Here is a 12,816-nt window from a genome sequence, read left to right as displayed (position 1 = left end):
TCGCCGCTCACATCCCGGTCGTGAGCAGGAAGGGACTGGGGTTCCCCGCCCAGGACACGTACAGGCCGTCGCGGGCCCTGGTGCAGGCGACGAACAGCAGGCAGCGTTCCGCCAGCAGGTCGGCCTCGTGCTGGAGGCGGTCGACGTCCGCCGGCGTCACCGCCTTGGGATAAGGCACCGCGCCGTCATGGACGCCGACCACCGCGACACAGCGGTACTCCAGACCCTTGAAGGAGTGCATGGTGCCGACGTTCACGGCGTCGGCCGCCGACGGCTGGTCCGCCCGCAGTCGTCGAGCGGGGATACCGGCCACCGACAGGCGCTCCGTCACCTGGTCGCAGGTCCGGTTGAAACGTGCGCTCACGCCGATGTCACCAGGGGCGATGCCGTCCTCCAGCCAACCGCGCACGCTCGCGACGAGCGCAGCCAGCTCCGCTTCGTGAGAGGCTGCCGCATGGGTCCGGGGGCCGCTCCCGCGCAGGGCGGAGCGGTATCCGATGAGGGTTTCGTGGCGGCCGTCGTCCTCAAGCTCTGCGAAGGGACGGCCGACGAGCAGCGCGGTGGACCAACTGAGGATCTCGTGCGTGGAGCGGTAGTTCCTACGCATCTTCGTCGACCGCCCCGCCACCCGGATCCCGACCGCCTTGAGGGAGACCCTGCTGTCGTAGATCCGCTGGTGCGGATCGCCTGCGATGAACAGGTCGTCCGGGCGGACCGGGGCGGCGGCGCGCAGAAGACGCCACTGGGCGGGATGCAGGTCCTGGGCCTCGTCGACGACCACGTGACGGTAGCGCGGCCCGGTCCGCTCCAACAGGTCTGCGGCCTCCGCACAGGTTCCGAGGTAGGTCCGCAGCTTGTCGGAGGCCAGCCGCGCGGTGAACTGCTCCACGGCGTCCCACACCGGCGGCCGGGCCGCGGCGGGCAATGCGCTGCCGCGCCCCTTGCGCTCGGCGGCCTCGTACTCCTCGTACGTCCGCAGGTTCTGGGCGAGGACCACATGCTTGTACTCCTGGGCGAGGAACTGCGGGCTTCCGGTGAAGCCCGCTGCCCCGGCGGCTCGCTCCCAGCGGGCCTGCTCCTCATCGGCGCGCAGCGGCCGGCGGGAGGTGGACAGCACTCGTCCGGCGAAGGCGTCGACAGTCATGACGTCCACCCGGTCCCGGAGTGTCGCGTCTTCGACGAGTTCGGCGAGGCCCGAGCGCAGAGCAGCCACCAGGGTGTTCGTGTAGGTGGTGAGCAGGATCCGGTCCCCGTCCCGGAGGTGGCCGAGCAGGTGGCGCACACGGTGCAGGGCGACGACCGTCTTGCCGGTGCCGGGGCCCCCGGTGACCTGGGCCGGGCCGGAGTACGAGGCTCGGTAGGCCACTTTGTGCTGGGACGGATGGAGGAAGACCCTCCAGGCGGCGAAGGGCTTGTCGAGGATCTCGCGGAGTTCGTCCGATCCGGTGACCAGGGCGATGCGGGTGCGCGTATACCGGATGGCCGTCTCGTAGTCGGCCGGGTTCACGGGCCCCGCACTGCCCGCTGCGTCGAGGTGGACGGCGACCACGTCCCGCCATACTTCCTCCACCGTGAAGCCGGCGGCGAGGTATTCGAGCACCTCACGCTGGTCCTGGGGAAAGAACGGCGCGAAGGCCTCCAACTGCTCCGAGCTGGTGAGGACCCGTGCTTGGTGCAGCGTCGTCCCGTCGATGCCGAGGGCGGCCAGATCTCCGTCCGAGAAGGCTGCGAAGAGCCGCTGCTCAGGGACGGGAGCGGTCCGCTCGTACGCGGGGGTGAGCTCCTCCAGAACGGCGATGTCGCGGATCTCCACGGCCCGGGTGACCGTGTTGATGGATGCCTTCTGTTTGACCGCCCATGCGTTGGCCTCGTCGTGCGGCAGCACCCGCAGCAGGACATAGGTGTCCCCGCTGTCGGGAGCCAGCACGACCCCTCGGGTGCCGCGGTCGATCCTGATGGTCCGGATGTGCGGGTCCCGAGCGTTCTTGAGTGACTCCAGCTTCAGGCCCGGGTCCTTGAACAGCTGCTTCAAGCTGAGCCGTTCGAACTTCTCCCAGGCGTCGAAGACTCCCTTGCGGACCGTGCCCTGCAGCTTGGGAAGCTGGGCGCAGAAGGCGATGTCGAAGGCGAGGCGGGGCATGGCGGAGCATCTCTCCCGGTGTGTCTACTGGTCGGTCTGGCCGTCTGTCGGCCCGACCGGCTCGTCTGACTCCTCCAAAGCGTCCAGGACACTCCATGCCAGATCGGCAAGTGTCTCCCCCGACGCGATCACCCAACGGGCGGTTCCCTGGTTCGCCACGGGCCGGTCCGCCCAGCCAGCCTCTTCCCACATACGCGTGACCAGGCCGGTGGGAGAGTACTGCTTGCCATCAGCCGCCCACAGGACCGGCTTCGTACGGTGGTTGACCCAGGTGGCCCGGCTGCGCCGCTCGTCTCCGGCGAGCCAGTCCCGCAGAGCTGCCGCTTCGAGCGGGTAGCCGCTGCTCAGCGTGAGCGGTTCCCCGTTGTGCAGGATTCCCTTGTCGACGAGAACATGTACGGCGTTGGGGCGGCGCCGCTTGCGCGACGGACGGACGCGGCGATACGTGTCGGGCACAGTACCGCGGGACTCCTCCGACATGACGGCGAGCACGTGTCCGACGAGCTCCCGACAGCGGGTGATGTCGGAGCACACGGCGCGGATGACAGAGCGCTCGGTGAAGAGTTCATCGATCGCTGCCGCGGTGACGGGCAGCAGCCGCTCGACGAGCGCCTTCGTCCGCTCCTTCACGTCTGCCGCCCAAGCGAGATCCTGGTCGGGCTCCCCGATCGAGTCGGTGTCCAGCAGACGGAACACCAGATGGGTCAGCAGGTAGGTGCCGTGCTCAGTCAAGGCAGCGCCCCGCCCCTCGTAGCGCTTGCGGAGTTCGAGCAGACTACGCCGCACCTGCCGCAACACCTGCACCGCGTTCCAGAGCAGGAACACACCGGGCTGAGGCCGAAAGAGAACGTCGTAGACGCCCTGTGAGCCACGCTCCCATAGCGGTTCCCGGGAAAGGGCGATGCGGGCTGCGTACTGGCTGTCGGCACGGGCACAGGCCAGGGCGCAAGCGGCCTCCACCACGGAGCAGCCCGATTCCTCCGGCGGATCCAGCTCGCTGCGCCTGACGCTGTACTCCAGGCCGAGCTCCGCCCTCATCTCCTCCATGATCGCGGCCTGGACAGGATCCAGCGCAATGAAGTCGCGGGCACCGACACTGTTCTGCCGGTTGGTCGCCTTGGTCGTCTCCTTGGCGAACTCCTCTGCCTTGCCTGTGACGATGATCCGTACGCCGATCTGGGCCTCGGCGGCAATGTCATCGGCGGCGAGCGCTTCGGCGACCGACCGGACGGTCTGAGCTCCGTTGACGACGCTGGCATGGTGCAGGGTCAGTGTCAGGGGGTGGTGTTGGGGCGCGCGCATGTTCTGCTGGGCTTTCCCTACGGAGTCGCAGAGCACGGTGATGCCGTTGTTGAAGTACCAGAACAGCGCCGGTTCCTGGCTGAGCGTCGTGATCAGCTCATTGTTGATCGAAGTCCTGCCCAGAGGGTTCCGGATGTTCAGGTTGAAGAGGCCGGAGCCGCTCTTCGCCCACTGCGCCACCTCTTCGGCGGCGACGACACCCTGGTACGACTCGTACGGAGTGCTGATGCCGAACCAGGGGAACAGGGTGGCCGACAAACGCACCGGCTCGGGAGTGAGGTCACGGCGGACGGACGACCACACCTCGGACGCCAGGATGATCCGGTGATCGAGGATGTCGCCGTAGCGGTTGAACTCCTTCTCACCGGTGACGATGGCCTGCTGGAAGCCGATGCCGGGGCTGTCGGGTCGCATGAGGACGACGACCTGAGTGACGGGCACAGGGCCGCGGTCCATGACGGTCTTGGCGTATTCGGCCAGTTGCCGCCCTCGCGGGTTGAACGGGGCGAAGTCCTCGTCGTCGATCAAGCGCAGCCCGGCCAGGAGCTCAAGCACCGCGTCCCGCTCGCCCTTGGCCTTGCCGTCCTTGCTCCACTTGCCTTGGATCAAGTACACGTGGGGATTGGGTCCGTCCACGACGGCGATCGCGTCGATGCCCTGGTCGGCATGCCCGTCGATGACCGTGGCGGCAGCGTCCTCAGGGTTGAAGCCGGTGACGATGCGCACAGCCTGGGCGGTCAGGGCCCGGGAGAGCAGACGGGGTTCACGCTCCTTGTCCGGCATGCTGTCCAGGTCCCCGACGTCCAGCAGCTCGCCGTAGAGCTGCTTGAGGCCGTTGCCCACCTGACGCACCATCGTGGTCACGTTCGGTGCGTTCTCGGGGGTGTGGTGTGCGTCCATGTTCCTGGTTCCCTCCCACGGCCGGGGCGTGTCCGACCACCTTGCTTTCTGGCATGCGGGGGCGTGACGGGCTCAGCCGGTCGACCCGTCCAGGTCGAGCCGTATCAGCGCCAGTGCCTCGGCGACCTCGGCAGTCAGTTCGTCCGCGGGCCCGTAGACCACGTTGAGGTCGGCGTGCAGCGGTTCGAGGACGACCGCGGCGTCGGCGGCCCGGCCCTGGGCAAGCAGCAGCATGCCGATGTCACGACGGAGTTCCACGGCCTCCTCGCTGACATCGCTGTCCACGACCCGGACCACGGCCAGTACGGCTTCCAGTGCCGTGAGCGCCTCGGTCACGTGGCCGAGTTCGGCACGGCAACGCGCGGCCTGCGCACGGCAGGCGCGAGCCTGTTCACTCGTGGGCCCCGCGATACGCCCGTAGGCGTCGGCGAGCGATGTGAACTCCGGCAGGGCGGCCCGGTAGTCCCCGCCGAGCAGTCGGATCGCCGCTCGCTGGGTGCGCAGTTCGAGCACCTGCCGGTTCTCGGTGCCGAGGACGCGGGCGGCCGGTTCGATGACCTCGCTCAGGACCTCCGCGGCCTGCGTGAACCGCTCCTCTTCGAGGAGGGCGTCGGAGTGCGCGTACGCCTCCTTGATATCCGCCCTGAGTCCATCCGGTACAGGGACGGGAACGACGGCCTGCTCCCCCGAGAGCGTCGTGGTGGCCGCCGGGCGGGGCCGGGAGCGGGGCGCGTAGGGATGGCGGAACAGCGCGGTCGGATCCGGGGCGCCAGCCGGGCCCGTCTCGCCGGGCACCGGGTCCTGGCCGGCCTGTGGGAGGAAGGGCCGCAGCCGCTCGTGCACTTCCTGCACATCGGCGGGTCGCGCCTCCGGTGCCTTGCGGAGCAGGTGAAGGACGAGTTCCTCCAGCGCGGCCGGAAGCTCGGGGCGCAAGCGGCGGAGCGGGACGGGCTCCGCGGTGACGTGCTGGTACATGAGCGCGAGCTCACTGTCCGCCTTGAACAGCACGCGTCCGGAGAGCAGTTCGTGGAGCACACAACCTAGCGCGTACAGGTCCGTCCGCGGGGTGACACGCCCGCCACGGACCTGCTCGGGCGCCATGTACTGGGAGGTCCCGATCGGGCTGCCGGTCGCGGTCAGCTTGGTGGCGTCGGAGCGCAGGATGGCCGCGATGCCGAAGTCCAGGACCTTCACGGTCCCGTCGCGGGCGACGAGGACGTTGCCGGGCTTGAGGTCCCGGTGGATCACGGGGACCTCGTGGGCGTGTGACAGTACGGTGGCCACCTGCGCGACCACCGCCACGGCCCAGCTCACCGGCAGCGGCCGGTCCGGGTCCACATAGGCTGACAGCGGGACGCCGTCGACCAGTTCCATGACGAGGAGCAGGTGCTCGTGGGAGTCGTCCAGGACGGCGTCGTAGACCTGTGGCACGCCGGGGTGCTGGATGCGGGCCGTGATCCTGGCCTCGCGCCGGAACCGCTTGGCGAGTTCGTCCGCCAGTTGCGGCGAGGTGACGGCCTGGGACCGGATGAGCTTCACCGCCACGGGCCGGTCCAGTACAGAGTCGTAGCCGCGCCAGACGTCGCCCATGCCGCCGTGGCTGAGCTCCTCCAGGAGTTCGTATCGTCCGTCGATGATCCGCTGCGGCACCGTGCCCCTGCCCCGTGGTGTTGCTGTCGGCTACGTCGCATCCGAGGTGGTGCCGGCCGACCCGATATGTCCGAACCAGTGTGGTGGGGCGGCGATCTTCCGTCCAGGGAGGCGTTCGAGGTCTGTCAGATTTGACCGAGAACCGTCTGTGCGTCGCGGGATCCGTCCGTCGCACTCGCCCCGGACGACCTCGCCAGGTGCTCGGTGTCGATGGCTGGCCAGGCAGTGTGATGCGTTTGCGAGGCCCTCGTGTCCCGGGGAGTTGCGCGAGGGCCTGCATGCGGCGAGAGGCTACGCGGCGTCGTCCACGCCCTCCTCTCGGCGGATCATCCGCCACGCGGCGCGGCGAGCGCTGCGGTCGAGGCTGGACTTGAAGTTCCGGTCGGCGCCGAAGTACTGGCGGCCGAGACCGGCGATGGAGCCGACGTGGTCGGCCATCTTGTCCGCGAAGACCTTGTCGAAGACCTTGCCGAAGTTGTCCTCGTCGTTGACGACGGCCGCGGCCCGGACCTTGGCGTCGGCCTTGGCCTCCTCGAAGGGCCGGATGACGTCCTGTTCGGTGAAGTCCGTGCCGAACTTCGCGTTGAACTTCTCGATCAGCTCGGACAGAAGCGACTTCTCTGCTTCCTTGGCCCCGCCCGGCCCTTCGCCGAAACCGGGCATGGTCGCGGCTCCTTCCGGACTGAGGGAGACGTCGTGTTCCCCGGTCTTCTGCACGCGCAGGTGGCTGAGGTCGACCTCACCGATGTCCACGCCGCCGTCCGTGCGGCCGCGCAGCCGGGTGAGGAGGTAGCGGCCGTAGAGGTGGAGACGCTCCAGGTCCGGGTCGTGGTAGGGCACGATCTGGGCGAGGAAGCCGTACTTGCGCACGTAGTCGTGAAGGTCGGCGCGGAAGTCCTCGGCCGTCTTGACCTCGTCCTCGTCCTCGTCGTTGTCCCGCAGGGTCTCGTAGCGGGTGACGGCCGGGGAGAGCCGGCGGTACAGCTCGGCGTGCAGCTTCTCCCACTTGGCCGGGGATCCGGCGGCCTTCTCCTTCGCCTCGAACCAGGCGGCGGCGAACTCGTCCATCTCCGTCTCGGAGATGACCGGCGCGGACATGACCCGGCTCTGGGCGGTGTAGAGAAGATTGGGATCCGAGGGGAGGGTGTTGGCCTCCTCGAAGTAGGGGCGGAACGCCTCCTTGATGTCCTCGGCCTCGTTGGTGAAGTCGAGGACGGCGAGGTCGGCCTGTGTCTTGCGCTCGGCCGTGCGGTTGAGGCGGGAGAGGGTCTGGACGGCCGAGATACCGGTCAGCTTCTTGTTGACGTACATGGCCGTCAGCAGGGGCTGGTCGAACCCGGTCTGGTACTTCTCGGCGACGACCAGGATCCGGTACTCCTGCTGCCCCTTCCCTCCGGCCTTCACCGCCTTGTCGTCGGCGCGCGTGTAGCCGAAGGCCTTGGGAAGGGCGGTCTCGGACAGCCCCCCGTTCTCCTTCGGCTCGGTGGTCTCCTCGCCGTCGATGGTGAGGGAGCCGGAGAAGGCGACCAGAACGCCCAAGTCCGGATACTTGGTGTCGTACCCGCGATCCTCGATGTAGCTCTTGATGGCCCGGGCCATCTGGACGGCGGAGTGCCGAGAGGCCGTTACGACCATGGACTTGGCGCGCCCGCCGAGCCGGCCCCGGGTGTGGGCCACGAAGTGCTCGACGATCACCTGGGCGTGCTGGGAGACGGTGGAGTCGTGGGTGAGCACGTACCGGGCGAGCAGCGAATTCGCCTTGGCGGGGTCCACCTCGCGCTCGTCCGTGTTCTGGTTCACCAGCTTCCAGTACGTGTTGTACGTGACGTAGTTGCGCAGCGGGTCGAGGATGAAGCCTTCCTCGATGGCCTGGCGCATGGAGTACGTGTGGAAGGGGCGGTAGGCGGCCTTGCCATCGATCTGGTCCGGGGTGCCGAAGAGTTCGAGGGTCTTCGACTTCGGGGTGGCGGTGAAAGCGAAGTAGGAGAGGTTGGCGGCCCGGGACCGCTCCAGCGCCTTCTTCTTGAGCTTGTCGGTGACGGTCAGGCTGGTCGCGCCGACGTCCTCGGAGTCCGAGTCGAGGCCGAGCTCGCGCAGGGCGGCGCGGACGGAGGTCGCCGCGTCGCCGGACTGGGAGGAGTGGGCCTCGTCGATGACGATGGCGAAGGTGGTGCCCTTGATCTCGGTCGGATTGCGCTGGAGGTAGTCCAGCAGCGCGGGGAACGAGTGCAGGGTGACGGTGACGATCTTGCCGGTGTCGCGGGAGAGGGCGCGGGCGAGCTGCTCGCTCTTGGCACCCTGCTTATCGTCGATCTTGACGACCAGGCCGTCGGTCTGGGAAAAGCTGCCGACCGTCTCGCGGAGCTGGGCGTCCAGATTCCGGCGGTCGGTAATGACGATGACCTTGTCGAAGACCGGTGCCCCGGGCTTGATGAAGCCCGCTGACAGAGCCTCCGTGTCGAGCGTGCGGGGGTCGTTGTCCGCGTGCAGGTCGGAGAGGCGGTGGACGAGCCAGCCGATGGTGTTGGACTTGCCGGAACCGGCCGAGGCCATGATCAGGTAGTTCTGACCGGCGCCGTGGGTGGCGGCGTGGGCGGTCAGTTTCCTGACCGCGTCCCACTGGTGGAAGCGCGGGAAGATCGTGGTGCGGGTGGTGCCGCCGCCGGGCGTCTTGGACTTCTGCTGGTGGGCGAAGCGCTGGAGCAGATCCAGCCAGTTGGCCCGCTCCCAGACCTGCTCCCAGAGGTAGGAGGTCGCGTACTGCCCGTACACGGTGGGGGCCGGGTTGCCCGCGCCGCCGGGGCGGCCGGGGCCCTCGGAGCCCGTGTTGAAGGGCAGGAAGCGGGTGTTCTTGCCCTTGAGCTGGGTGGCGACGAAGACCAGGTCGGGGTCTATGGCGAAGTTCGCGATGACCCGGCGGGTGAAGATCGGCTCGGTGGGGTCGCGGTCGGTGCGGTACTGCTCCTTGGCGTGCTCGACGCCCTGTCCGGTGAGCGGGTTCTTGAGCTCGGCGGTGGCGACCGGGATGCCGTTGAGGAACAGGGCCAGGTCGAGGCGGTTGTTCCGGTCGAGCTGCTTGGTGGCGTACGGCAGCTCGCGGACGACGGTGAGGCGGTTGGCGCGGTAGCCGTGGAGGACGGATTCGTCGGCGACCAGGTTTGGCTTGAAGTAGGCCACACGGAGGAGGACGCCACGGTCCTTGACGCCATTGCGGAGGACGTGGAGGAGGCCGTCGCCGGCGATGGCCTGGTCGAGGCGGCGAGCGAAGCCGCGCTGGGCCTCGTTGGCGTCGCCGTAGACGGTGCGGAGCTCGTGCCACTCCTCGGCCTGGGTCTTGCCGAGAAACTCGAAGAGTTCCTGGGTGTCCAGGCCGAGGTCGGGCTGGTAGCCGGCGGGGCTCGCTTCGCGCCAGCCACGCTCGGCCATGGCGGCGACTATGGCGTCGCCGAAGGCGGATTCGCGGTGGACGGGGCCGGGGCTCATACGGTGATTCCCTCCGTGACGTTGCGTCCGCTGGCGGTGGAGACGTCGAACTGGCCGGTTACGGCGGCGGTGATGAGGGCTTGGCGGCGTTCAGCAAAGAGAGCAAGCTGGCGCTCAATACGGGGGTGCAGCTTGTCCAACACCGCCCGACCGTTGGCGACCTTTGCTACGAAATCGGCTTGCGCGCCCGGTCCCACGGCGGGCATCGGCCACGCCTTGACCTCTTCGAACCGGATGTTCGCCATGGACTGGGAAGCACCGTTTGAGCCTGCGGAACAGAGAGCGCGGATGCGGCGCCCCCGTGCGATGGCAGCCACGAAGTCGGCGCTAAGTCTGTCGTCCAAGCGGACGCGGAAAATCTTGTCCGAAAGAAGCAGCCTCCGCCGCACCTTGGGAACAACGGCAGTCGACCCGACTAGTTGCGGAGTGTTCGCGCGAACAATGAGCAAATCCCCTTCTCGCACCTCACTGATCGAATCGGGTTCTGTCCCCTCCGGAAGCCTCTTGTTTTCTGCTGGCACGAAATTTCCGGGCCGAAGGCAGCTCACCTTTAGGACTCCCCACTCGTCGTCGGCAGCCGGCACCGCGTCACACTGAGGACTGGTCCCCTGGTCGACTCCTAGGAGGAACCGACGAAGCGGCACCGCACCGTGACGCTCGACTAGTTCATCAATCTCCAAATCAAGCTGAGTGGCTTCGCGCTCGTCAATCTTCCGAAGGACGCTCCGCTGAAGGATGACCAGTCTATCGATTCGGGCGGTCTCGACGTCGAGGAAGGCAGCGATACGGCACTGTTCCTCTATTTCAGGAAGCGGCACAGGCGCGTCGCCCAAGCGATCCCGATTGAGCTCAATCTGGTTTGTTGCCCCGACCACGAGCGCTGCATGCACGAACCCCTGGAAGGGACGCGAACTCAGCCAGTAGTACATAAAACGGGGATCCAATTTTCCCCGCGTCGAACGCGCAACAGTAACGTGACTATCGGCCATGCAAGGGAGACCGTCCGGCGACTGATCAAAATAGCCGACTCGACCGAGCGTGCCAGTGCCCGTTGAGTTGATGAGAACGTCATCAGGCCGCAGAAAGCCTTTGAGCTTCCTCGGGTCACCGTTGAAATCATGAAAGCGGGTCCGCGTCCAGTCAAGGCCGGCGTTCTGGTTTGCAGCCTGGCTGACCGCCCGCACCGGCCCCTCATCAACATACGTCGGGGCCGAACCACGGTTGAGATATGTGGTGACATGCTTGAGCGGCGCCGAGGACCACTCGCCGGGCAGCGAAATGCCGAGCACTGAGCTCATTCCGTCACCTCTCCCAGCAGCGCCTGAATCTCCGCCTCCAGCGACTTCAGCTCCGCGTCGATCTCCGCCAGTGCCCGCGGCGGCTCGTACACGTAGAAGTGCCGCGTGAACGGAATCTCGTAGCCGATCTTTGTCTTCGTGTGGTCGATCCAAGCGTCCGGGACATGCGGGTGGACCTCGCGCTTCAGGTAATCCTCGACGTCTTCACCCAGCGGCACGTTCTCGTAGTCACGAAGCTCCGCGTCGGGCTCCGGCCCGTCCTTGAGGAGCTGGACCTCGCCCTCGGGGTCTCGCACACCGATCGTGTCCCGTACCGCCTTCGCGAAAGGCGCGCCCGTCGGCCAGAGGAAGCCCGCGTCGGCCACCGCGCCCTTCAGGGCCACCAGCGCGTCCGACTTCGTCGGCCACGACGAACCCAGCAGCGTACGGACGGCGGCCACGAACGCGCCCGCCCATCCCAGCTTCTGGACCGGCTTGGCCGCCGCCAGGGCCGTCAGCGTCTCCTCCGTGACCTCGAAGCGGAGCTTCAGCGGGCGTTCGACCGTGATGCGCTGGTAGCCGAAGGCCGAGTTCTCGAAGACCTTGACCTTGGAGTGGAGTTCGTGGCCCGGGTCCGCCGCGGCCTGGACGGCCTCCCCGTACAGGCGCGTCACGTCCGCGATGTGCCGCGTGCCCAACTCCTTGCGCTTGTCACCCAGCGACTTGCGCATCTTCTGGAACTGGTCGCGCGCGTCAAGCAGGACGACCTTGCCCTTGTGGTCCGGGGACTTTCGGTTGGTGAGGATCCAGAAGTACGTGGAGATGCCGGTGTTGTAGAAGAGCTGGTCCGGGAGGGCGACGATCGCCTCCAGCCAGTCGTTCTCCAGGATCCAGCGGCGGATCTCGGACTCGCCCGAGCCGGCCGCTCCGGTGAAGAGCGGAGAACCGTTGAAGACGATGGCCAGGCGGGAACCGCCACCGCCCTTGGCGTCCACCGGCTTCATCATCGAGATCATGTGCTGGAGGAAGAGGAGTGAGCCGTCGTTGATCCGGGGCAGGCCTGCGGCGAAGCGGCCGGCCTCGCCCAGGTGCTGGTGCTCGTACTCGACCTCGTCCTTGACCTTCTTCCACTCCACACCGAACGGCGGGTTGGCCAGGAGGTAGTCGAACTTCTCACGGCCCTGCCCCGGATCGCTCAGCGAGTTGCCGGCGGCGATGTGCTCCGGATCCTGTCCCTTGATCATCAGGTCGGACCGGCAGATGGCCCAGGACTCGGGATTGAGCTCCTGACCGTAGACCTCCACCGTGGCGTCCGGGTTCAGGGAACGGATGTGCTCCTCGGCCGCCGACAGCATGCCGCCCGTGCCGCATGCCGGGTCCATGACCGTGCGGACCACGCCTGGCACCTGCAGCGCGTCGCCGTCGGGCGCGATCAGCAGGTTGACCATCAGCTTGATGACCTCGCGGGGGGTGAAGTGCTCCCCCGCCGTCTCGTTCGACTGCTCCGCGAAGCGTCGGATCAGTTCCTCGAAGATGTAGCCCATGTTGTGGTTGGGCACGCGCTCGGGGTGGAGATCCAGGTCCGTGAACCTGCCGATGACCTTGTACAGCAGGTCGGCGGCGGCGAGCCGCTTGATCTGCTGGGCGAAGTCGTACTTGTCGAGGACCTCGCGGGCGTTGTCCGAGAAGGCGGCCACGTAGAGCTGGAGATTCTCCGCCGCGCTCTGCGGGTCCGCGGCGATCCTCTTCAGGGTCAGGTCGCTCCTGTTGTAGAAGGAGTGGCCGGAGGCCTTGCGCAGCCAGTGGTCCGGGTCGATGTCCCCTTGTCCCTTGTACTGTGCGACGGTCTCGGTGACCTTGTCCCGCGTAGGCTCCAGGACGCACTCCAGCCGGCGCAGCACGGTGAACGGCAGGATGACCTTGCCGTAGTCGGACTGCTTGTAGTCACCGCGCAGGAGGTCGGCGACGGACCAGGCGTGATTCGCCAGTTCCGTGTGCTTACTGCTGTTCAAGGGGTTCCCCGGTTTCCTTCCGGACCGTCCCGCCCAACCGGAGCGGGTGCGG

The 12,816-nt window shown here is 67.5% G+C and carries 6 protein-coding genes; all 6 read right to left on the bottom strand.

Features of this window, described 5'->3' with window-relative positions:
* Positions 1-7: 7 nt before the first annotated feature.
* A complete protein-coding gene (locus GTY84_RS21710; protein WP_161227981.1) occupies positions 8-2,140 on the bottom strand; it encodes a UvrD-helicase domain-containing protein in 2,133 nt (710 codons plus the stop codon).
* 24 nt (positions 2,141-2,164) lie between these two features.
* Positions 2,165-4,342, bottom strand: a complete 2,178-nt coding sequence (locus GTY84_RS21705) for an AIPR family protein (RefSeq protein WP_161227980.1) — start codon at positions 4,340-4,342, stop codon at positions 2,165-2,167.
* Between the two features lie 72 nt (positions 4,343-4,414).
* Positions 4,415-5,992 carry a serine/threonine-protein kinase gene (locus GTY84_RS21700; RefSeq protein ID WP_161227979.1) on the bottom strand — a complete coding sequence of 526 codons (1,578 nt, stop codon included), beginning with the start codon at positions 5,990-5,992 and terminating at the stop codon, positions 4,415-4,417.
* Positions 5,993-6,283: 291 nt separating this feature from the next.
* Complete coding sequence (locus GTY84_RS21695; protein WP_161227978.1) at positions 6,284-9,475, bottom strand: type I restriction endonuclease; 3,192 nt, start codon at positions 9,473-9,475, stop codon at positions 6,284-6,286.
* On the bottom strand, positions 9,472-10,773 hold the full coding sequence (locus GTY84_RS33085; protein ID WP_202551550.1) for a restriction endonuclease subunit S: 1,302 nt from the start codon (positions 10,771-10,773) through the stop codon (positions 9,472-9,474). The genes GTY84_RS21695 and GTY84_RS33085 overlap by 4 nt, the downstream gene beginning before the upstream one ends.
* The gene (locus GTY84_RS21685) at positions 10,770-12,764 is read right to left on the bottom strand and encodes a class I SAM-dependent DNA methyltransferase (RefSeq protein WP_161227977.1); all 1,995 of its coding nucleotides are present in this window, start codon (positions 12,762-12,764) and stop codon (positions 10,770-10,772) included. The genes GTY84_RS33085 and GTY84_RS21685 overlap by 4 nt, the downstream gene beginning before the upstream one ends.
* Between the last annotated feature and the right edge of the window lie 52 nt (positions 12,765-12,816).

This window comes from Streptomyces sp. SID8352, from assembly GCF_009862265.1.
In the GTDB taxonomy this organism is placed as follows: Bacteria; Actinomycetota; Actinomycetes; order Streptomycetales; family Streptomycetaceae; genus Streptomyces.
The sequence above is the reverse complement of the archived record's forward strand: the minus strand, read 5'-3'. Positions and strand labels throughout refer to the sequence as shown.

Bases quoted from the DNA above. Each gene is read 5' to 3' on its own strand.
- GTY84_RS21710 (WP_161227981.1), bottom strand. From the start codon at position 2,140: ATGCCCCGCCTCGCCTTCGACATCGCCTTCTGCGCCCAGCTTCCCAAG.
- GTY84_RS21705 (WP_161227980.1), bottom strand. From the start codon at position 4,342: ATGGACGCACACCACACCCCCGAGAACGCACCGAACGTGACCACGATG.
- GTY84_RS21695 (WP_161227978.1), bottom strand. From the start codon at position 9,475: ATGAGCCCCGGCCCCGTCCACCGCGAATCCGCCTTCGGCGACGCCATA.
- GTY84_RS33085 (WP_202551550.1), bottom strand. From the start codon at position 10,773: ATGAGCTCAGTGCTCGGCATTTCGCTGCCCGGCGAGTGGTCCTCGGCG.